The sequence below is a fragment of the Pseudomonas frederiksbergensis genome (assembly GCF_001952935.1).
GTDB lineage: Bacteria > Pseudomonadota > Gammaproteobacteria > Pseudomonadales > Pseudomonadaceae > Aquipseudomonas > Aquipseudomonas frederiksbergensis.
This window is the reverse complement of record NZ_CP018319.1, coordinates 4,020,116-4,042,260: the sequence shown is the minus strand read 5'-3', so window position 1 is coordinate 4,042,260 and position 22,145 is coordinate 4,020,116. Positions and strand designations below refer to the sequence as shown.

Annotated in this window: 16 protein-coding genes and 1 pseudogene; 8 read left to right on the top strand and 9 right to left on the bottom strand. The window is 59.6% G+C overall.

What is annotated here, in order from left to right; genetic code table 11:
• Nucleotides 1–242: 242 nt before the first annotated feature.
• Complete coding sequence (locus PFAS1_RS18885) at nt 243–518, top strand: hypothetical protein (RefSeq protein WP_076030110.1); 276 nt, start codon at nt 243–245, stop codon at nt 516–518.
• 69 nt (nt 519–587) lie between these two features.
• On the opposite strand, the gene PFAS1_RS18880 is transcribed toward PFAS1_RS18885, so the two are convergent.
• A complete protein-coding gene (locus tag PFAS1_RS18880) occupies nt 588–1,934 on the bottom strand; it encodes a DEAD/DEAH box helicase (RefSeq protein ID WP_008153197.1) in 1,347 nt (448 codons plus the stop codon).
• 193 nt (nt 1,935–2,127) lie between these two features.
• Between PFAS1_RS18880 and PFAS1_RS18875 the strand changes: the two genes are divergently transcribed.
• Nucleotides 2,128–3,426, top strand: a complete 1,299-nt coding sequence (locus PFAS1_RS18875; RefSeq protein ID WP_076030109.1) for a mechanosensitive ion channel family protein — start codon at nt 2,128–2,130, stop codon at nt 3,424–3,426.
• 111 nt (nt 3,427–3,537) lie between these two features.
• On the opposite strand, the gene PFAS1_RS18870 is transcribed toward PFAS1_RS18875, so the two are convergent.
• From PFAS1_RS18870 to PFAS1_RS18855, 4 genes are all read right to left on the bottom strand, one after another.
• On the bottom strand, nt 3,538–4,038 hold the full coding sequence (locus tag PFAS1_RS18870; RefSeq protein WP_076030108.1) for a MepB family protein: 501 nt from the start codon (nt 4,036–4,038) through the stop codon (nt 3,538–3,540).
• On the bottom strand, nt 4,035–4,913 hold the full coding sequence (locus PFAS1_RS18865; protein WP_076030107.1) for a carboxylate/amino acid/amine transporter: 879 nt from the start codon (nt 4,911–4,913) through the stop codon (nt 4,035–4,037). Before PFAS1_RS18865 ends, PFAS1_RS18870 begins: the two co-directional genes overlap by 4 nt.
• Nucleotides 4,914–5,256: 343 nt before the next feature.
• Nucleotides 5,257–5,856, bottom strand: coding sequence for an FMN-dependent NADH-azoreductase (locus PFAS1_RS18860; RefSeq protein ID WP_076030106.1), 600 nt, complete (start codon nt 5,854–5,856; stop codon nt 5,257–5,259).
• Nucleotides 5,857–6,126: 270 nt separating this feature from the next.
• Nucleotides 6,127–6,456 (bottom strand): 3-phosphoglycerate kinase, encoded by a 330-nt coding sequence (locus tag PFAS1_RS18855; RefSeq protein ID WP_076030105.1) that lies wholly within the window; start codon nt 6,454–6,456, stop codon nt 6,127–6,129.
• Nucleotides 6,457–6,505: 49 nt separating this feature from the next.
• Between PFAS1_RS18855 and PFAS1_RS18850 the strand changes: the two genes are divergently transcribed.
• The 5 genes and pseudogenes from PFAS1_RS18850 (at nt 6,506) to aqpZ (ending at nt 11,682) form a co-directional block, all read left to right on the top strand.
• Complete coding sequence (locus PFAS1_RS18850) at nt 6,506–7,429, top strand: LysR family transcriptional regulator (protein ID WP_074874335.1); 924 nt, start codon at nt 6,506–6,508, stop codon at nt 7,427–7,429.
• Between the two features lie 14 nt (nt 7,430–7,443).
• Nucleotides 7,444–8,249 (top strand): annotated as a pseudogene (locus tag PFAS1_RS18845) (alpha/beta fold hydrolase).
• 3 nt (nt 8,250–8,252) lie between these two features.
• Nucleotides 8,253–8,810 carry a peptidylprolyl isomerase A gene (locus tag PFAS1_RS18840; RefSeq protein WP_008153188.1) on the top strand — a complete coding sequence of 186 codons (558 nt, stop codon included), beginning with the start codon at nt 8,253–8,255 and terminating at the stop codon, nt 8,808–8,810.
• Between the two features lie 82 nt (nt 8,811–8,892).
• Complete coding sequence (locus tag PFAS1_RS18835; RefSeq protein WP_076030103.1) at nt 8,893–10,725, top strand: ABC transporter ATP-binding protein; 1,833 nt, start codon at nt 8,893–8,895, stop codon at nt 10,723–10,725.
• Nucleotides 10,726–10,986: 261 nt separating this feature from the next.
• Nucleotides 10,987–11,682: an aquaporin Z gene (gene aqpZ, locus PFAS1_RS18830; RefSeq protein WP_076030102.1), complete on the top strand. Its 696-nt coding sequence runs from the start codon at nt 10,987–10,989 to the stop codon at nt 11,680–11,682.
• A gap of 15 nt (nt 11,683–11,697) precedes the next feature.
• Here aqpZ and PFAS1_RS18825 read toward each other — a convergent pair whose 3' ends face one another.
• The gene (locus PFAS1_RS18825; RefSeq protein WP_076030101.1) at nt 11,698–12,822 is read right to left on the bottom strand and encodes a GNAT family N-acetyltransferase; all 1,125 of its coding nucleotides are present in this window, start codon (nt 12,820–12,822) and stop codon (nt 11,698–11,700) included.
• A 282-nt stretch (nt 12,823–13,104) separates the two neighbouring features.
• Between PFAS1_RS18825 and PFAS1_RS18820 the strand changes: the two genes are divergently transcribed.
• Nucleotides 13,105–14,421, top strand: coding sequence for a putative porin (locus PFAS1_RS18820; protein ID WP_074874331.1), 1,317 nt, complete (start codon nt 13,105–13,107; stop codon nt 14,419–14,421).
• Between the two features lie 303 nt (nt 14,422–14,724).
• On the opposite strand, the gene PFAS1_RS18815 is transcribed toward PFAS1_RS18820, so the two are convergent.
• The 3 genes from PFAS1_RS18815 to aceK all read right to left on the bottom strand — a co-directional run bounded on the left by PFAS1_RS18815 (nt 14,725) and on the right by aceK (nt 22,016).
• Complete coding sequence (locus PFAS1_RS18815; RefSeq protein WP_076030100.1) at nt 14,725–15,846, bottom strand: beta-ketoacyl-ACP synthase III; 1,122 nt, start codon at nt 15,844–15,846, stop codon at nt 14,725–14,727.
• 344 nt (nt 15,847–16,190) lie between these two features.
• Entirely contained in the window at nt 16,191–20,102 is a 3,912-nt protein-coding gene (hrpA, locus tag PFAS1_RS18810) for an ATP-dependent RNA helicase HrpA (RefSeq protein WP_076030099.1), read from the bottom strand.
• A gap of 195 nt (nt 20,103–20,297) precedes the next feature.
• Nucleotides 20,298–22,016: a bifunctional isocitrate dehydrogenase kinase/phosphatase gene (gene aceK, locus PFAS1_RS18800; protein ID WP_074874327.1), complete on the bottom strand. Its 1,719-nt coding sequence runs from the start codon at nt 22,014–22,016 to the stop codon at nt 20,298–20,300.
• Between the last annotated feature and the right edge of the window lie 129 nt (nt 22,017–22,145).

Genomic DNA, 22,145 nt, shown 5'->3' with positions numbered 1-22,145 from the left:
CCCATGAACACTACAAATTCCTTGTGGGAGCGAGCCTGCTCGCGATGACTGACTAACATTCAACTTTGATATCAACTGATACACCGCTATCGCGAGCAGGCTCGCTCCCGTTGCGTGGTGTTCTGTAGTTACTGCCGTTTGCCTGAGGCGCCTTACAGGATGCCCGCCTCTGCCACTGAACTTTTCCCACATCCCACCCCTCAACCGGATAACCCGCCTTAACCGGAACCGAGGCCCAACCTATGAAAACCCTGCTGAAACTCACCTTCGCCGCTACCCTCGCCTGCGCCCTTCCCGCTTGGGCCTGCACTCCCGAGGAAGCCACCATCAAGCGCGAACAATTGGCCAAGGAAGTCGCCAAGCTCACCGAACAAAACCCAGCCAAAGCCAAGGAGATCAACGCCGAGTTGCAGAAAATGGATCTGGGGACGGCCAGCAAGGATCTGCCGGACAAGTGCCAGTTGATCGATCAGCGATTGAAGGAGCTGGATTCCGCGGAGAAGAAAACCGAGGGTTGATCCGGCTCAGGAATCCCAGGCATAAAAAAACCGGACCTGGGTCCGGTTTTTATGGGTCGCTAGAACTGCTTATTCAGCAGCCGGCGCTTCCGGCTTGCGGCGTTTCAGCGGCGCCATGCCGTCCTTGCTGACCAGCGACAGGGCGTCGGTCTTCGGGCGGTTGGCGATCTTGCGCTTGGTCGGGGCCTTGGCGCCGGTTTTCTTCTTGTCGCCTTTGGCGTCGACTTTTTTCTTCTTCACGCCAACGGCTTTGCCCGAGGCCTTGACCTTTTTCGGTCCGCCGTAGGTGCCTTTGACTTCCTTGATGGTGCGGCGCTCGAAGCTCTGCTTGAGGTAGCGCTCGACGCTCGACATCAGGTTCCAGTCGCCGTGGCAGATCAGCGAGATGGCCAGGCCATCGTTGCCGGCGCGGCCGGTACGACCGATGCGGTGAACGTATTCGTCGCCGCTGCGCGGCATGTCGAAGTTGATCACCAGGTCCAGGCCTTCCACGTCGAGGCCGCGAGCGGCGACGTCGGTGGCGACGAGGATTTTCACGCCGCCCTGCTTCAGACGGTCGATGGCCAGCTTGCGATCCTTCTGGTCTTTGTCACCGTGCAGGACGAACGCTTTGTATTCCTGCGCCACCAAGCGGCCGTAGATACGGTCGGCCATGGCCCGGGTGTTGGTGAACACGATGGCCTTCTGGTAGGTCTCGTTGGCCAGCAGCCAGTTGACGATCTGTTCTTTGTGCTGGTTGTGGTCAGCGGTGATGATCTGCTGACGGGTGGTCGCATTCAGATCGCTGACGTTGTTGAGCTGCAGGTGCTCAGGGTTGTTCAGTACCTTGGCGACCATCTCGCGCAGGCCCGAACCACCGGTGGTGGCGGAGAACAGCATGGTCTGCTGGCGGTTGGTGCACTCTTCCACCAGACGCTGGACGTCTTCGGCAAAGCCCATGTCGAGCATGCGGTCGGCTTCGTCGAGGACCAGTACTTCGACTTCCTTGAGGTCGAGGTTGCCGGCGTTCAGTTGCTCGATCATCCGGCCCGGCGTACCGATCAGAATGTCCGGCACCTTGCGCAGCATGGCGGCCTGGACCTTGAAGTCTTCACCGCCGGTGATCAGGCCGGACTTGATGAAGGTGAACTGAGCGAAGCGCTCGACTTCCTTGATGGTCTGCTGGGCCAGCTCGCGGGTCGGCAGCAGGATCAGGGTCTTGATGCTGACGCGGACTTTGGCCGGGCCGATCAAGCGGTTGAGGATCGGCAAAACGAATGCAGCGGTTTTGCCGCTACCGGTTTGCGCTGTCACCCGCAGGTCACGCCCTTGGAGCGCCAGCGGAATAGCCGCTGCTTGCACAGGCGTTGGCTCGACAAATTTAAGCTCGGCCACGGCTTTGAGCAGGCGTTCGTGCAGGGCGAATTGGGAAAACACGGGTGCTACCTCGAAGAAATACAAAAAAACAGCTGCATAGGGTAACGGTTTCGAGCGCTCAGGCCGAGTTTCTTTATACAAACGGCGCTAAACAGTGGTTTTTTTGTTGCCTCTTTTGTCCTCAAACGTCATCCAAAGCGTCTTAAATGCTCTAATCGCCCCGTCGCGTCCTACAGAAGAACCGTTTTTACCCATGGATATCAAACAGCTCTGGCTCAACGTCCAAGACCTTTGGGGTGCCCTTGATCAGCACCCGCTCCTGCATTCCAGCCTGGCTTTGGTGGTATTGCTGGTGGTTGCGCTGGCCCTCGGACGAGTGGCGCGCTTCCTCATTCTGCATGCGACCAAAATTCTCGGTCGCCAGCCAGCGCTGCACTGGATCAATGACTTTCGGCATAACAAGGTCTTTCATCGCCTGGCGCAGATCACCCCCTCGCTGGTGATCCAGTTCGGCTTGCACCTGGTGCCGGAGCTGGGCAAGACCAGCCTGATCTTCCTTGGCAATGTAGCGCTGGCGTTCACCATTCTATTCCTGGTGCTGGCCATCAGTGCGCTGCTCAGCGCCCTGCTCGACATCTACGCGCGCACCGAACATGCCCGCACCCGCTCGATCAAAGGCTACGTGCAACTGGCGAAAATGGTCTTGTACGTGTTTGGCGCGATCATCATCGTCGCCACGCTGATCGACCGTTCGCCGCTATTGCTGCTGTCAGGGCTGGGCGCCATGTCGGCGGTAATCCTGTTGGTCTACAAAGACACTCTGCTGTCGTTCGTCGCCAGCGTGCAGCTGACCAGCAACGACATGCTGCGGGTCGGCGACTGGATCGAGATGCCGCAAGTCGGTGCCGACGGTGACGTGGTGGATATCACGCTGCACACAGTCAAAGTGCAGAATTTCGACAAGACGATTGTGTCGATTCCAACCTGGCGCCTGATGTCCGAGTCGTTCAAGAACTGGCGCGGCATGCAGCAATCCGGTGGACGACGGATCAAGCGCAGCCTGTTCATCGACGCCAGCGGCGTGCGGTTTGTGCGCGACGACGAAGAGGCAAAACTGGCTCAGGTGCATCTGCTGACCGACTACATCAGTCGCAAGCAGGCTGAACTCAAGGCCTGGAACGAGGCCCAGGGTAATGTGGCGGCGATGTCGGCCAACCGTCGGCGGATGACCAATATCGGGACGTTCCGCGCCTATGCGCTGGCGTATCTGAAGAGTCACCCGGAGATTCAGCCGAACATGACCTGCATGGTCCGCCAGATGCAAACCACCGCCCAGGGCATTCCGCTGGAAATCTACTGCTTCACCCGCACCACCGTGTGGGCGGATTACGAGCGGATTCAGGGGGATATTTTCGATTACTTGCTGGCGGTGTTGCCGGAGTTTGGCTTGAGCCTTTATCAGCAGCCCAGTGGCGGGGATTTGCGGGCGGGGTTGTTGCCGGCGATGTTGGGCGCGAGCCATATTCCTGAACCCGAAAAACACATCATGTGATACCGCCTTCTGTGGGAGCGGGCTTGCTCGCGAAAGCGGTGTGTCATTCGACAATGAGGCTGACTGACCCGCCGCCTTCGCGAGCAAGCCCGCTCCCACAGGGTTTAGTGTCTATGTTCTGAAGAGTTGGCGTACCTGAACGGGGTCGGCATGACCGCTTTGGTCCAGCGCGAGGAAATACTTCAGCTGCCATTGCTGCGTCCTGACTGCCTGTTTAGCGACGGGCCTGGACCACGGCGGATACACGCGAATCGCTCGCTTGCCGCCTTCACCATCAATCGACATGACCCCTTTGGCCGCCAATATCTCCCGGTCAAACACAAACTGCCCGTGACGGGTTTCATCAGCAACGCTCACCACCACAAAGGCGACGCCATCGCCGCTGTCGAGCGGTGCAATTTCGCCGGTCGGCGTTGGCCGCTTCCACAGCGTAACGAACTGACCGATCTTGGTCGGCGTGGTTTTCGCCACCCGGAAGACAATCACCTGGCCATTGAGGCTAAAGCGACAGGCGCCGTATTCGGCACTCTCCTCCTCGCGCCAAGCTTCATCCGTTAACGTCATGCCTGCGGGCTTATAGATCTGCTCGATGGCGGCGATCAGGTCCGTCATGCCCGTTCCCGCAACGGCAGCACTTCTCGCCTGACGCCCAACCGACTGATCCACACCGCCATCAAAATCACCGATCCACCGAGGAACAACCGCCCCAGTTCTTCATGCTGATTCCAGATCAGCAGATTGATCAGCAACCCCACCGGCACATGCAGGTTGTTCATCACCGCGAGCGTCCCGCCATTCACCAGGCACGCGCCTTTGTTCCACCAGTACAACCCGAGTGCCGTCGAGACCAGCCCGAGGAATATCAGCACGCCCCATTGCAGCGGTGCTTCGGGCAGGAAGTTCTGTTTGCCGAACAACAGAAACGCCGGCAACGCCACCGCCAATGCCCCGAGGTAGAAGTAACCAAAGCGCCGGTAATGCGGCAAATCGCTCGGATGGCGGGCCACCAGATGCTTATAGAGCACTTGCCCGGCGGCGTAGGTGAAGTTGGCCAGTTGCAGCAGCAGGAACCCCATGAAGAAATCCGGGTTGATCCGGTCGTAGCGAATCACCGCCGCGCCCATCACCGCCACCAGTGCCGCGACCAGTGCCCACGGGTTGAAGCGCCGGTTCAGCGCATCTTCGATCAAGGTCACGTGTAGCGGCGTGAGGATGGTAAACAGCAACACCTCCGGCACTGTCAGCACCCGAAAGCTCAGGTACAGGCAGACGTAAGTCACGCCGAATTGCAACGCGCCGATCAGCAGCATGCCGCGCATGAACGCCGGCTCAACCGAACGCCAGCGGGTCAACGGAATGAACACCAGCCCCGCCAGTACCACTCGCACCAGCACCGCGAAGTAACTGTCGACATGACCGGCCAGGTATTCGCCGATCAAGCTGAAGGAAAACGCCTGGATCAGCGTGACAAAAAGTAGATAGCCCATGGTCGCCTCATTTCGAATGGCGGCGACGATAGCGGGTTTTGCCCGTTATCGCGAACACCCGCCCATACACAACCCCCTGTGGGAGCGGGCTTGCTCGCGAAAGCGATATGTCATTCAACATTGATGTCGACTGACACGGCCTCTTCGCGAGCAAGCCCGCTCCCACGGGGGGGTGTGCTCATTCACTAAATAGCAGGCAAAAAAAGCCCGATCTCGCTAAAGCGTTCAATCGGGCTACAGCACTCAGGAGCAACAAGTGCAAAGGGAGGTCGATGCGCGTAAAGCCATGAAGGGGTTGCGCCAGATCACTTGAACATCAAGGGATTATCTGGCGATTAAAGCCTCAGGCGACGAGGGAAAGCTTGGCGTTGGCCTGGCTCAGGCCTTTCTCCTGGAAGTCACCGCCCAGATTCATGCCTTCGGCGTGAATGAACGTCACGTCGTGAATCCCGATGAACGCCATGACCTGACGCAGGTAGGGTTCCTGGTGATCCGCGGTGCTGCCGGCGTAGATTCCGCCGCGGGCAGTCAGCACGTAGGCACGCTTGCCGCTGAGCAGGCCTTGCGGGCCAGTTTCGGTGTACTTGAAGGTCACACCGGCACGCAGCACATGGTCGAGCCAGGCTTTAAGGGTGCTCGGGATGGCGAAGTTGTACATCGGCGCGGCCATGACCAGTACATCGGCGGCCAGCAATTCATCGGTCAACAGGTTGGAGCGTTCCAGGGAAACCTGTTCGATGTCGTTGCGCTGTTCGGCAGGTTTCATCCAGCCGCCCAGCAGGTTGATATCCAGGTGCGGCACCGGGTTGACGGCCAGGTCACGAACGGTGATTGAGTCGTTCGGGTGCGCGGTTTGCCACTGGCTGATGAAGGTCTGGGTCAGTTGACGCGAAACCGAGTCTTGCTGACGAGCGCTGCTTTCGATGATCAGAACGCGGGACATGGGATGTAGCCTCCATCTGAGAATGTTGTAAGTCGATGGAGTGAAGGTTAAACAGAGTTAAATCGATGAAAAAGCGCAAATAACTGCTATAACCCATCAATAAATTCGTTTATAAGCAGAGCATGCCCTGTGGGAGCGGGCTGTGGTGAGGGGGCTTGCCCCCGTTTGAGCGCGTAGCACTCACAAGATCTTTGGTACATCAGAGAATTTGGGGCTGCTTCGCAGCCCAACGGGGCGGTGCGACGTTTCGCTAAATCCCCTCGCCACATGTCATTTGGGGGTGCAGGTCAGCTTGATACGCATCTTGATGATGCTTCGGTTGAACTTGGCGGTGGCATTTTTGTGCTTACCAGCGGCGACTTCGATATTGCGGGTGCGTGGCGCTTCCGGGCCATTGTTGAAAACTACCTTACAGGCCGCATCGGTGGTGCCGTAGTTGTTCACCTGAATGGAGGCGATGTCGCTATCCGTGTCATACGCGTTGTAGTCGATGCTCATGCCGTTCAGCTGTTTTTCAACGTCGATCGGATAGGCAAACGCCGTCAGCGGCAGCACCGCCAGCAACACACAACCCGATACCACACTACAAAGCTTTTTCATTCAGCAGTCTCCAATATGGACTGCCAGCTTAGGACAAGAGGAGCTATTCATGAAAGCGCCCCGCGTGACCCTTGATCAATGGCGAACGTTACAGGCCGTGGTCGACCACGGCGGTTTCGCCCAGGCCGCCGAAGCGCTGCACCGCTCGCAATCATCGGTGAGCTACACCGTAGCGCGCATGCAGGACCAACTCGGCGTGCCGCTGTTGCGCATCGACGGCCGCAAAGCGGTGCTGACCGAAGCCGGCGGCGTGCTGCTGCGCCGTTCGCGGCAACTGGTGAAACAGGCCAGCCAGCTGGAAGACCTGGCCCATCACATGGAACAAGGCTGGGAAGCAGAAGTGCGGCTGGTGGTCGACGCCGCCTACCCGAGCGCCCGCCTCGTTCGCGCCTTGACCGCGTTCATGCCGCAAAGCCGTGGCTGTCGGGTGCGTCTGCGCGAAGAAGTATTGTCGGGTGTGGAAGAAGTCTTGCTCGAAGGCGTGGCCGATCTGGCCATCAGTGGCTTCAGCATTCCCGGTTATCTGGGCGCGGAATTGAGCGACGTCGAATTCGTGGCGGTTGCCCATCCCGAGCATCCATTGCATCGCCTCAACCGCGAACTGAATTTCCAGGACCTGGAAAGCCAGCTGCAAGTAGTAATCCGCGACTCTGGCCGGCAGCAACCACGGGACGTCGGGTGGCTCGGCGCGGAACAGCGCTGGACCGTCGGCAGCCTGGCCACCGCGGCAACGTTTGTCAGCAGCGGCCTGGGTTTCGCCTGGTTGCCTCGGCACATGATTGAACGGGAAATCAAGGAAGGCCTGCTCAAGCTGCTACCGTTGGACCAGGGAGGCAGCCGCAACCCGAGCTTCTACCTGTACTCGAACAAGGACAAACCCTTGGGTCCGGCCACGCAGATTCTCATCGAACTGCTGCGCACCTTTGATACCGCGCCGCTGGATGCCCCTTTCGCCGCCCCTGAACAAGCCTGACAAGGAGTGTATGCATGGCCTATTTCGAACACGAAGGTTGCAACCTGCACTATGAGGAATATGGCCACGGCACGCCGTTGCTGCTGGTCCACGGGCTCGGCTCCAGCACCCTGGACTGGGAAAAACAGATCCCGGCGTTGTCGACCCGCTACCGGGTGATCGTCCCGGATGTACGCGGCCACGGTCGCTCCGACAAACCCCGCGAGCCCTACAGCATCGCCGGGTTCAGCGCCGATCTGGTCGCCCTCATTGAACACCTGAACCTGGGCCCCACTCATTACGTGGGCCTGTCCATGGGTGGCATGATCGGTTTTCAACTGGCCGTGGACCAGCCGCAATTGCTCAAAAGCCTGTGCATCGTCAACAGCGCGCCCGAGGTCAAACTGCGCAGCCGCGACGATTACTGGCAGTGGTTCAAGCGCTGGAGCCTGATGCGCGTTCTCAGTCTCGGCGCCATCGGCACCGCGCTTGGAGGCAAGCTGTTTCCCAAACCGGAACAGGCAGATTTACGACAAAAAATGGCCAAGCGCTGGGCAAAAAACGACAAACATGCTTATCTCGCCAGCTTCGATGCAATCGTTGGCTGGGGGGTTCAGGAACGACTTTCGAAGGTGTCCTGTCCAACCCTCATCGTCAGCGCCGACCGTGACTACACACCGGTCTCGCTGAAAGAGACCTATGTAAAACTGCTGCCCGATGCGCGGCTGGTGGTGATCGCCGATTCGCGCCACGCCACCCCGCTGGATCAACCCGAAATATTCAACCAAACGCTGCTCGAGTTTCTCACCGCAGTCGACACCACCTCACTCAGGATCACTGACCCATGCTGAAAAAAATCGCCCTCGTCGCTGGCTCCGTTCTGTTTGCCGCCAACCTGATGGCCGCAACGCCCGCCAAGGCGCCGCACGTGCTGCTGGAGACCACCAATGGCCAGATCGAAATCGAACTGGACCCGGTCAAGGCGCCGATCAGTACCAAGAACTTCCTTGATTACGTCAACAGCGGCTTCTACAACAACACGATTTTTCATCGGGTAATTCCCGGGTTCATGATCCAGGGTGGTGGTTTCACTCAACAAATGCAGCAGAAAGAAACCAAGGCACCGATCAAGAACGAGTCCAAGAACGGTCTGCACAACGTCCGTGGCACGCTGTCCATGGCCCGCACCTCCAATCCTGATTCGGCCACTAGCCAGTTCTTCGTTAACGTCAAGGACAATGACTTCCTCGACAGCGGTGACGGCTATGCGGTCTTCGGTAAAGTCGTAAAAGGCATGGACGTGGTGGACGTCATCGTCAACTCGCAAACCACCACCCGTGGCGGCATGAAAGATGTGCCAGCCGACCCTGTGTTCATCAAGTCGGCCAAAGTCATCGACTAAGCTACACAGGAAGTCTTGAGCGGCTGCCGGAGTGCGCCGCTCACACTGTTCAAAGGAGAGCCCGTGCGCGGGCGGAGAACTGATGCTTTATCGCCGTTTCGAGAAACTGATCGACATTTTCCGCGAGGCCCCGACGGCCGCTCCGCCGGATCGGGTTCTGCCTTTTTATACCTATTACTTGAAGCAGGTCTGGCCGAGTTTTGCCGTCCTGCTGCTCGTCGGCCTGATCGGTGCGCTGATCGAAGTGGCGCTGTTCAGCTACCTGAGTCGCATCATCGACCTGACCCAAGGCACGCCTAACGTCGATTTCTTCAAGGAACACGGCATCGAGCTGGCCTGGATGGCGGTGGTAGCCCTGGTCTTCCGGCCGATTTTTGTCGGTCTGCATGACCTGCTGGTGCACCAGACCCTGAGCCCCAGCATGACCAGCCTGATCCGCTGGCAGAACCACAGTTATGTGCTCAAACAGAGCCTGAATTTTTTCCAGAACGACTTCGCCGGGCGCATCGCCCAACGCATCATGCAAACCGGCAACTCGCTGCGCGATTCGGCTGTGCAAGCGGTGGACGCGCTGTGGCACGTGCTGATCTACGCGATCAGCTCGCTGGTGCTGTTCGCCGAAGCCGACTGGCGCCTGATGATCCCGCTGCTGACCTGGATCGTCGCCTTCATCAGTGCCCTTTGCTACTTCGTGCCACGGGTCAAGGAACGTTCGGTGGTGTCCTCCGATGCACGCTCCAAACTCATGGGGCGGATCGTCGACGGCTACACCAACATCACGACCCTGAAGCTGTTCGCCCACACCAACTTCGAGCAGCAATACGCTCGCGAAGCGATCAAGGAACAAACCGAAAAAGCCCAACTGGCCGGCCGGGTGGTCACCAGCATGGACGTGGTCATCACCAGCATGAACGGCTTGCTGATCGTCGGCACCACCGGCCTGGCCCTGTGGCTGTGGACGCAGTCGCTGATCACCGTCGGCGCGATTGCCCTGGCCACCGGCCTGGTGATCCGCATCGTCAACATGTCCGGCTGGATCATGTGGGTGGTCACCGGCATTTTCGAAAATATCGGCATGGTCCAGGACGGTTTGCAGACCATTTCTCAACCGGTCAGCGTCACCGACCGCGAGCAGGCCAAACCGCTGGCGGTCACCCGTGGCGAGGTGCGTTTCGAGCACGTGGATTTCCACTACGGCAAGAAGAGCGGGATCATCGGCGACCTCAACCTGACCATCAAGCCCGGTGAGAAAATCGGCCTGATCGGTCCCTCCGGCGCCGGCAAGTCAACCCTGGTCAACCTGCTGCTGCGCCTCTATGACGTGCAGGGCGGACGCATCCTCATCGACGGCCAGAACATCGCCGAAGTCGGCCAGGAAAGCCTGCGTGAGCGCATCGGCATGATCACCCAGGACACGTCCCTGCTGCATCGCTCGATCCGCGACAATTTGTTGTACGGCAAACCCGACGCCACCGACGCCGAACTCTGGGCGGCGGTGCACAAGGCCCGCGCCGACGAGTTCATCCCATTTGTGTCGGACTCCGAAGGTCGCACCGGTTTTGATGCCCACGTCGGAGAGCGCGGGGTGAAACTCTCCGGCGGCCAGCGTCAGCGGATTGCGATTGCTCGCGTACTGCTCAAGGACGCGCCGATCCTGATCATGGACGAGGCCACCTCGGCGCTGGATTCGGAAGTCGAAGCAGCGATCCAGGAAAGCCTGGAAACCCTGATGCAGGGCAAAACCGTGATTGCCATCGCCCACCGGCTCTCCACCATCGCCCGCATGGACCGGCTGGTGGTGCTGGAAAAAGGCAAGATCGCCGAAACCGGCAGCCACGCCGAACTGCTGGCCCATGGCGGTTTGTATGCGCGGTTGTGGCAGCACCAGACGGGTGGGTTTGTCGGCATAGATTAAATTTGTCGGTCGCCGAGATGATGATCGTTCCCACGCTCTGCGTGGGAATGCCTCAAGGGACGCTCCGCGTCCAGTGACGCGGAGCGTCACGGGCTGCATTCCCACGCAGAGCGTGGGAACGATCTTGCCCCCCTCCCGACTGCTGGAAATCCACCAAAACCCTGCTGTAATCAGCCAAGGTTCTGGAGATGGGCCTGTCGTAAATGTGCAGGATGCATCACTCGATACAGTCTCGATAGGAAGCCTATCAAGGACGCTCTCATGTCTCTGTTCAAACGTTCAGTCACTGAGTTGTTAGGTACGTTCTGGCTGGTGTTGGGAGGTTGCGGCAGTGCGGTCCTGGCTGCGTCTTCTCCGCTGGGGATCGGGGTGCTGGGTGTGGCCCTGGCCTTTGGTCTGACGGTACTGACCATGGCATTCGCCATTGGTCATATTTCCGGCTGCCATCTCAACCCCGCCGTCTCGGTCGGTTTGTTCGTCGGCGGTCGATTCCCCGCCAAAGAGCTGCCCGCCTACATCATCGCTCAGGTGATTGGCGCGATTATCGCGGCGGGCTTGATCTACTACATCGCCAACGGCAAGGAAGGCTTCGACCTCGCCAACGGTCTGGCTTCCAACGGCTACGGCGAGCATTCTCCCGGCAAATACTCGATGGCCGCAGGCTTTGTCTGTGAGCTGGTGATGACGGCGATGTTCGTGCTGATCATCCTCGGTGCCACCGACAAGCGCGCCCCCGCCGGGCTGGCACCGATCGCCATCGGCCTGGCCCTGACGCTGATTCACCTGATTTCGATTCCTGTCACCAACACCTCGGTCAACCCGGCACGCAGCACTGGCCCGGCGCTGATCGTCGGAGGCTGGGCCATCGCGCAATTGTGGATGTTCTGGGTGGCGCCGCTGCTCGGTGCGGTGATCGGCGGTGTGACGTATCGATGGCTGGGCAAGGAAAGCAGCTGAAGCCCAGGGCGAGGATCAGTCTTGCCGGTAAGGCAAGGCCGTCCTCGCTTCCTCGGCATACGCCAGCACGCCCACGCGCTCTTGCTGCAGGAAGTCTTTGACGGCAGCTTTCAGGCCGGGATGACGCAAGTAGTGCCATGAATGCGTGATCACCGGTTCGAACCCGCGAATCAGCTTGTGCTCGCCCTGAGCACCGGCGTCGAAACGCTGGAAGCCATTGGCAATCGCGTAGTCCATGCCCTGGTAGAAACAGGTCTCGAAGTGCAGACGATCGAATTCCGCCAGACAGCCCCAGTAACGACCGTAAATACTGTCGCCACCCACCAGACTGAAGGCCATGGCCACCGGCCGTGAGCCTTGCTTGGCCAACACCACACGAATCGACTCTGGCATACGCTCGGCCAGCAAACTGAAAAACTCCCGCGTCAGATACGGCGCTTGCCGACGCACTGCGTAGGTGTTGGCGTAGCAGGCATAGACAAAATCCCACTGCGCCTGATCGAGTTGCCGACCTTCAAGCCATTCGAAATCGATGCCCTGCCCCGCCACTTGTTCGCGTTCCTTGCGCATCTGCTTGCGCTTGCGCGAACTAAGGACGTCGAGGAAGTCCTGAAAATCCCGATAGCCGCGATTCTGCCAGTGGTACTGACAGCCGATTCGCTGCAACCAGCCTGGCTGCTCGGCCAAGGCGGCGTCAGTGAACGGATCGGTGAAGTTGATGTGGGCGCTGGAGAGTTGTTCGATTTCAAGGTAGCCCGGCAGGCTTTTCAACAGTTCGAAACCGTCCTCGAGCGTGGCCGCCAGCAAACGCGGGCCGCTGACCGGACTGAACGGCACAGCCGTCAGCAGCTTGGGGTAGTAATCGATCCCCGCACGCTCACAGGCATCGGCCCAGGCGTGATCGAACACGTACTCGCCGTAGGAATGCCATTTGCGATAACTGGGCAACGCGGCAATCAGGCGATCGCCTTCGATGTGCAACAAATGCTCGGGTTGCCAGCCGGAATGCGGGCCGACGCTACCGCTGTCTTCCAGCGCACTGAGAAAGGCGTGGCGCAGAAAGGGCTGATTCTCGGGCACCAGGGCATCCCACGTCTGCGACGCGATTTCGGACAGACTTTCCAGACGTTGCAGCGGCATCAGTTCTTCCCTACTTCTTTGCGTGAAAGCCCGGCGAGTATCGCCCATCGCCAAAAAATCCACACGAGCAATTCGACGACAGCGCTCTAGCTCAATAGTTCTCGACGACTTTGCATCGTCATCGAGACGCCATCACTTTGCCACTGCCCTGTCATAAACCATCGCGATACTGGCGCCTGTTTTTAGAGCGCCGGGTTCTAAACCTGGTCACCGTTTTCCGTCCTCAACGGTCGGTTGTGTCCTGGATGGCTCAGTCATCCCATTACATCTTCGGAGATTGATATGCGTCTTGCTTCCACGAAAACTGCGGCGGCCTTGTGTGGTGGGTTGCTGCTGGCCATGAGTGTTCCGGCCAGCGCCGCAGTCGACGCCAAACTGCTCGACATGCTCAAGGCAAACGGCTCGATTTCGCCTGCGCAGTACACCGAACTGCAAGCCGAGCTGGCCAAGGATCAGAAAGACCAGCAAATCGCCCGCCAGGCTCAACAAGAGACCAACGAGCAGATCGCAGCGACTGCGAAGAAAACCAATGAACTGAGTACCTTCGACCAGAAACTGGCGTGGGCCGCCAAGACCCAATTCAAGGGTGACGTGCGTTTCCGTCAGGAAAACGTCCACAACGATGGCGTTTCAAACAACAAAGACCAGGATCGTCAGCGCATTCGTGCCCGCCTGGGTGCCTACAGCACGATCAACCCGCAAGTCGACACTGGCATCCGTATCGCCACCGGCAACAATGACGACGCGCGCTCCACCAACCAGAGTCTGGACAATTACTTCGACAAGAAGCAGATCTGGCTGGACCAGGGTTACGTCGACTACCACCCGGACGCCATCAAGAACCTGCACATCGTTGGCGGCAAGATGCCGCAGCAATGGGTGAGCATGGGCGACATCATCTGGGATAGCGACATCAGCCCCGAAGGCCTGTCGGTGGCTTACAAATACCCGCTGGGCGCCAGCACCGAGCTGTTCGGTAGCGCCGGTCACTACACCCTCAAGGACAACGTCGATGGCGACGGTGTGCAGTTCAAACACGACCTGCGCCTGTACGCCGGCCAGTTGGGCGCGCGCTTCGCTATCACCGACAACCTGAAACTGACCCTGGGTGGCAGCGTCTACGGCTACGACAACGACGACGATATCCGCTCAGGCGGCACCAGCATTCCAGCCGCACTGGCGATCAACGGCAACAGCCCGAACGAGCAATTCAAACTGTACGAAGGCTTTGGTCAGCTCGACATCAGTGGCCTGCCTATGCCGCTCTCGCTGTACGGTCAGTACGTGAACAACCAAGACGCCAGCAACGATCAGGACTCTGCCTGGCTGGCTGGTGTGAAGACCAAGCTCTACGGCTTCGCAGTGGACTACAACTACCGCGACGTGCAGCGTAACGCGGTGGTCGGCGCCTTCACCGACTCCGACTTCGCCAACGGTTTCACCGGTTCGCGTGGCAGCAAGTTGAAAGTGAGTTACGAGCTGGACAAGAACTTCGCCCTGGGTGCGACGTACTTCATGGCTAACTCTGACTACACCAACGCCAACCTGAAAGATTCGGACATCAACACCCTGCAACTGGATGCCGAAGCGAAGTTCTGATTCCCCGCTCCACGACTCGGGCAAGGAAGCCCGAGCTCTTTTTTACAGCCTCGCGTTGGTCTATCGGTCCCCATCATCCGTCCGATAGACCAACGCGAGGCTGTTTTCATTTTCCCGCAACACAGCCGGACCTTTGTGGCGAGCGAGCTTGCACGCGTTGGGGCGCGAAGCGGCCCCATGTATTCCTCCAGACAAAACGCACTCGCTGGTTTTACGACTGCTTCGCAGCCGAGCGGGAGCAAGCTCCCTCGCCACAGGAAAGTGTCCTCGCCAAAAATCAGGCTGCGATCTTTTAAGCCAAACTCAGCGCTTGCGCAGAATCACGCTGCCAATCGAGTAACCGGCGCCGAACGAGCTGAGCACGGCCAGCGAACCGGCAGCCAGATCGTCCTGGTTCTTGTGAAACGCGATCACGGAACCGGCGGAGCTGGTGTTGGCGTAGGTGTCGAGAATTACCGGTGCTTCTTCTTCAGTGGCTTCGCGGCCCAGCAGTTTCTTGACGATCAGGTGGTTCATGCTGAGGTTGGCCTGGTGCAGCCAGAAGCGTTTCACGTCGCCGATGTTGAGCGTGTTCTCTTCCAGGTGCGTAGCGATCAGCTCGGCGACCATCGGGCAGACATCGCGGAACACCTTGCGGCCTTCCTGCACGAACAGTTTGTCCTTGGTACCGATGCCCTCTTCCGCCGCGCGGTTGAGGAAGCCGAAGTTGTTGCGGATGTTGTTGGAGAACTTGGTCAGCAGCTTGGTGCTAACGATGTCGAACTGGTACTTGGACGTCGCCAGGTCAGCACGTTCGATGATCACCGCAGTCGCGGCGTCGCCGAAGATGAAGTGGCTGTCACGGTCACGGAAGTTCAGGTGACCGGTGCAGACTTCCGGGTTGACCATCAGGATCGCCCGGGCCTGGCCCAGTTGCACGCTGTTGGCCGCAGCCTGAATGCCGAAGGTCGCCGAGGAGCAGGCGACGTTCATGTCGAAACCGAAACCCTGGATGCCCAAGGCTTCCTGGACTTCGATGGCGATGGCCGGATAGGCCCGTTGCAGGTTGGAGCAGGCGACGATCACGCCGTCGATGTCCGCCGCGGTCTTGCCAGCACGCTGCAAGGCTTGCTCGGCGGCGCCGATGGCCATTTGGCAAAGCACCGACCACTCGTCATTCGAGCGTTCCGGCAGGCGTGGCGCCATGCGTTGCGGGTCGAGGATGCCTTCCTTGTCCATGACAAAGCGGCTTTTGATGCCAGACGCCTTTTCGATAAACGCCGCGCTGGACTCGGTCAACGCTTCGATTTCACCGCGCGCGATGGCATCGGCGTTGTCGGCGTTGAATAGCGCGACGTAAGCGTTGAAAGACTGCACCAGCTCTTCGTTGGAGATGCTGTTGGCCGGGGTGTACAGGCCGGTGCCGCTGATGACGACGTTATGCATGGTCGTTTCTCTAATCTGTTCAGGCAGAAAGTGTTGGCACCGACGTACCAACACACAAAGAGTCTGCTCCCGTCAGGAGGAGCAAACCTGGCATCGCTTTATTCCGATCCGCCCGGACCTGTGAAGGCTCAAAACTGCGGGGCCGGCGTTTATAGGCGCGAAGTTTGCCATAAACAATGGGTTTTGGCGCCTTTTTGCTGGATGACTCCCACCTACCAGGCAATACAAAAACCTGTGGGAGCGAGCCTGCTCGCGATGGCGGCATCACAGTCGACATAGATGTTGAATGTGATGGCCCCATCGCGAGCAGGCTCGCTCCCACAGGTATTGCACAAGTCTCGGGTTCAGGGTTCGACCTGGGTCCACTGCTTGTTCAGGCGCTTGTCGGAGATCGGCACCTTGGTCCCCAGTTGTTGGGCGAACAGGGAAACCCGGTATTCCTCCAGCCACCAGCGATAGAGCTCCAATTGCGGGTCGCGTTTGCCTTCCTGGGCATGTTTGTTGGCGCGGGTTTGATATTGCGTCCACAGGCCAGACAACTCGCCGCTCCAGACCCGATCCCTCTGCACCTGGGCGCCGATTTTCTCGAAGCGCTGCTCGACCGCTTTCAGATAACGCGGCAACTCCTTGAGCCACTGCATCGGGGTTTCCCGGACGAAGCCCGGATACACCAGATGACTGAGCTGCTGCTTGATGTCGTTCAACGCCACGGCTTGCGCCAGGTCGATCTTGCCCTTAAAGCGTTTTTGCAGGCCGTGCCAGAGCTTGAGAATCTCCAGCGTCAGCTTGGCCAAGCGCTCGGCGTGCTCGGTCCAGCCACCGCGTTTGCGTTCGGCCAATGACGCCAACCCGGCGCCATCCCGTGGCAGCGGGTCTTCGCCGTCGAGAATGCAGCTGTCGAGGCTGGCCAGCAGGATGTCTTCGACCAGACTGTCGATGCGCCCCATGTCGCGGTACATCAGGCCCAGTTCGGTCAACCCCGGCAACTTGCTGCGCAGGAACTTCGCCGGTTCGGCCAGTTGCTGCATCAGCAATCGCTGCAAGGCGCGGCGATGTTGAAACTCGGCTTCGGCCGGCGTCGAGAAACGTCCTTCCTTGACCGTGCCGCTCTCCTCCACCAACGCCGGATACACCGTCATCGATAGCCCCGCGATCTTCTGCTGGGTTTTCTCGGCGACGGCGGCAAACACTTTCGGCTCAACCGGTTGCTGGTTTTTCGCGGTTTGCGGCACGGCCAGTGCGGCCTGACTGGCTTCGGCAAAGCGTGCGGTCAGTTCCGCCAGATCACGCCCTTCACCGAGGAACTTGCCTTGGCCGTCGACGATTTCCAGGTTCATCCGCAAATGACTGTCGACCTGCTGCGATGCTTCGGCCCAGGCTTCATCGCTGACCCGCGCACCGGTCATGCGCAGCAGTTCGCGGCCCAGCGCTTGAGGCAACGAGCCCTCGGCGAAAGTCATGCGCTGCAATGCGGCTTTGACGAAGTCCGGCACCGGTACGAAATTCTTGCGCAGGGCTTTAGGCAGGTTGCGCACCAGCGCAATGCACTTGGCCTCGATCACGCCCGGCACCAGCCATTCCAGGCGCTCCGGCGGCAGCATCGGCAACAACGGCGCCGGCACGCGCAGGGTCACGCCGTCGCGCGGGTGGTTCGGTTCGAAGTGGTAACTGAGCGCCAACTCCAGATCACCGATGTGCAAGGTGTCCGGGTAATGCAAAGCGGTGACTTCACTCGCCTCGCGGGCCAGCACGTCTTCTTCGCGCATGATCAGCAACTGCGGGTCTTTCTGGCTGTTGACCCGATACCAGCTATCGAAGGTCGCCGTCTGGTGGATCTCCGCCGGCAGTCGCGCATCGTAGAAGGCGAACAGGGTTTCTTCGTCGGCCAGAATGTCGCGACGGCGCGCCTTGGCTTCCAGTTCGTCGAGCTGTTCCAGCAGTTGCGCATTGGCGGTCAGGCACTTGGCCTTGGACTGAATCTCGCCGCGTACCAGACCTTCACGAATGAACAGCTCACGGGACGTGACAGGGTCGATCGGCCCGTAATGCACCGGCCGGCGACCGACCACGATCAGCCCAAACAATGTGATCTGCTCGAAGGCCACGACTTGACCGCGCTTCTTCTCCCAATGGGGTTCGAAGTGGTTTTTCTTGATCAGGTGCCCGGCCAGCGGCTCGATCCAGTCGGCGTCGATTTTGGCAACCATCCGCGCGTAGAGCTTGGTGGTTTCCACCAGTTCGGCGGCCATCAGCCATTGCGGACGCTTTTTACCGAGGCCCGATGACGGGTGAATCCAGAAACGCCGCTGACGCGCACCGAGGTAATCGCCTTCATCGGTTTTCTGGCCGATCTGGCTGAGCAGCCCCGAGAGCACGGCTTTGTGCAGTTTCGGATAATCCGCCGGCTCTTTATTGAGGCTCAACTGCATGTCGCGGCAGATCAGGCTCAACTGCCGATGGGAGTCGCGCCATTCGCGCAGACGCAGGTAATTCAGGAAATTCTTGCGGCACCAATTGCGCAGCGGGCTGGCGGTCAGGGCCTGGCGCTGTTCTTCGAAACCGCGCCACAGATTGACCAGCCCGGCGAAGTCCGAGTCCACGTCTTTCCATTGCGCGTGAGCCTGATCCGCCGCTTGCTGACGTTCCGGCGGACGCTCGCGCGGGTCCTGAATCGACATGGCGCTGGCGACGATCAGCACTTCCTGCAAGCTGCCGAGTTTCGCCGCTTCCAGCAACATGCGGCCCATCCGCGGGTCCACTGGCAAGCGCGCCAATTGGCGGCCAAGCGGCGTCAGCTGGCTATTGCGGTCGACCGCCGAGAGTTCTTGCAGCAGGTTGAAACCGTCACTGATGGCTTTGCCATCCGGCGGCTCGATAAACGGGAAATCGGTGATCTCGCCGAGGCGCAGATGCAACATCTGCAAAATCACCGCCGCGAGGTTGGTGCGCAGGATTTCCGGATCGGTAAATTCCGGCCGGCCAATGAAATCTTCTTCGCCGTACAGGCGAATGCAAATACCCGGCTCGACACGCCCACAGCGACCTTTACGCTGGTTGGCGCTGGCCTGGGAAATCGCTTCGATGGGCAGGCGCTGGACCTTGGCGCGGTAGCTGTAACGGCTGATGCGCGCGGTGCCGCTGTCGATTACGTAACGAATGCCCGGCACCGTCAGCGAGGTTTCCGCGACGTTGGTCGCCAACACCACGCGGCGTCCTGGGTGCGACTGGAAAATCCGCTGCTGTTCAGCCGGCGACAGTCGTGCGTAGAGCGGCAGAATTTCGGTGTGCTTGAGCTGGGCCTTGCGCAGCATGTCCGCCGCGTCGCGAATCTCGCGCTCGCCGGGCAGGAACACCAGCACGTCGCCAGGGCTCTTGCGCTCGCTGCGTTCGAACGCGGCGATTTCGTCGAGGGTGGCGAGGATCGCCTGATCCACGGTCAAGTCGTCCTCGACGCGGTTGCCCTCTTCGTCCTGCTCCAGGGTCAGCGGGCGGTACCAGGTTTCCACGGGGAAGGTGCGGCCGGAGACTTCGACAATCGGCGCGTCATCGAAGTGCTTGGAGAAGCGCTCCAGGTCGATGGTCGCCGAAGTGATGATGACTTTCAGGTCTGGACGACGCGGCAACAGGGTTTTCAGGTAACCGAGCAGGAAGTCGATGTTCAGGCTGCGTTCGTGGGCTTCGTCGACGATGATCGTGTCGTAGCGTTCGAGGTAGCGGTCGTTCTGGGTTTCCGCCAGCAGGATGCCGTCGGTCATCAGTTTGATCAGGGTGTTGGAATCGCTCTGGTCCTCGAACCGCACCTGATAGCCGACCAGCGCACCCAACGGCGTCGCCAGTTCTTCGGCGACCCGGCTCGCCACGCTGCGGGCGGCGATTCGACGGGGCTGAGTGTGGCCGATCAGGCCATGCTGACCGCGCCCGATTTCCAGGCAGATCTTCGGCAACTGGGTGGTTTTACCCGAACCGGTTTCACCGGCAATGATCAGCACCTGATGCTTGAGCAGCGCTGCCTTGATTTCGTCGCGCTTGGCGGCGATCGGCAAACTGTCGTCGTAACGAATCACCGGCAGGCTGGCCCGCCGTGCCAGCACCTGATCACAGGACGCCTGCATGCGCGTCACCCATTGGGCCAGCTTGGCCTCGTCAGGTTTTTTACGCAGCTCAAGCAACTGCCGCCGCAGCCGGTGGCGGTCGGCGAGCATGGCGTGATCGAGGTTTTTCAGCAGTTTGTCGATGGAAGGCGATTCGTCAGTCATCAGGTACGCAATAAGTCGTCTAGTGGCGCAGGGGGGCGGATTGTCGCAGATTTGCGCTCTGCTGTGATCGTTCCCACGCTCCGCGTGGGAATGCAGCAAGGGACGCTCTGCGTCCCAAGAGCGGACGCGGAGCGTCCGGGGAGGCATTCCCACGCGGAGCGTGGGAACGATCGGTGTCAGGTGTGGCGGTGAGGGTTATTCGTTATCAAGGCCTTTGCGCCGATACGGGAACACATCAATCACCTTTCCGGCGCGAATGGCTTCCTGAAGGCTTTTCCAGTAATCGGCGTTGTAAAGCTCACCATGCAACTGATCGAACAACTTGCGCTGCCCCGAATCAGCAAACAAAAACGGCGGAAACTCTTCAGGAAACACATCCAGCGGCCCGATCGAATACCACGGCTCCGACGCCATCTCGTCTTCCGGCGTCCGCGGTTGCGGGATATGTCGGAAGTTGGCCTCGGTCAGGAAGCAGATCTCGTCATAGTCATAAAACACCACCCGCCCGTGACGCGTGACGCCGAAGTTCTTCAGCAGCATGTCGCCGGGAAAGATGTTCGCCGCCGCCAGTTGCTTGATCGCCAGCCCGTAATCTTCCAGCGCCTCGCGGACCTGAGCGTCGTTGGCGTTCTCCAGATACAGGTTCAACGGCGTCATCCGACGTTCGGTCCAGCAGTGGCGGATCAGCACGGTGTCGTCCTCTACCGACACAGTGGACGCGGCCACTTCGAGCAATTCTTGCAGGCAGGCCGGCTCGAACTTGCTCAACGGAAAACGGAAATCGGAGAATTCCTGGGTGTCGGCCATGCGCCCGACCCGGTCGACACTTTTCACCAAGCGGTACTTCTCGATCACCGTGGCGCGGTCGACGTTTTTCGACGGCGAGAAGCGGTCCTTGATGATTTTGAACACGGTGTTGAAGCCCGGCAGGGTAAACACGCTCATCACCATGCCACGCACGCCCGGAGCCATGATGAACTGGTCGTCGGTGTTGGCCAGGTGATTGATCAGCGCCCGGTAGAACTCGGACTTGCCGTGTTTGTAGAAGCCGATCGAGGTGTACAGCTCGGCGATGTGCTTGCCCGGCAGGATGCGTTTGAGGAAACCGATGAACTCCGCTGGCACCGGCACGTCGACCATGAAATACGAACGAGTGAACGAGAAGATGATCGACACGTCCGCTTCGTCGGTGATCAGCGCATCAATCTGAATCCCGCGGCCTTCGCGGTGCAACAGCGGAATTACCAGCGGCCATTGTTCGTCCTGGGTGTAGATGCGCCCGACCAGGTACGCGCCTTTGTTGCGGTAAAGCACTGAGGAAAACAGTTCGACGCTCAATTCCGGGTCCTTGCAGACCCAGTCCGGCAGGTTTTCGCGCAGTTGTGCCTCGAGGCGGCGCACGTCGCCGGCCAGGTCGGCGTAATCCTCGCTGAAGCGGTAGTCGGCAAAAATGCTCGCGAGCATGCCGGACAACTGGCCCTGGGGTTTGTAGGTGCGGGTTTGTGCGGCGCGGGCCCGACGCAGGCTTGGCCGGGTGGTGTGGATGAACATGCAGCCGTCGCTGATCAGGTCGTGGCTGAACAGCCCGCAAAAGATCGAGTTGTACCAGGTTTCGGACAGTTCATCGTCGAAGCGCAGGTCGATCAGTTTGATGTAAGCGCTTTTGACCAACGGCCAGCAGCTGACGTCCAGCGTTTCAGCGTCAAACGCGATGCGCAGTCGTGCCACCGTTTCGCCGACTTTTTCTTCGTACAGATTGATCCGCGCCGCCGATGCGACCTGCGCCTCCTGCCACTTGGCCTGTTCAAAGCGGGCTCGGGCGCCGTCAGTGATCTGGCGGAAATGCTCGCGGTAATCGTCAAAGCCATCGAGGACCATTCGGGCGATGTCGGCGGCTGGCCATTGCTGCGGCATAGGTAAAACCTCGGCGGCTGATTCTTATCGTGGGGCCTGAGCTTAGTGGCCCTTCGTTACGCAACGCAACCATTGCCTTGCGTCGGGACTGGCGCGACACTTGCGCGCCAATCAAGGAAGGAACGCGCT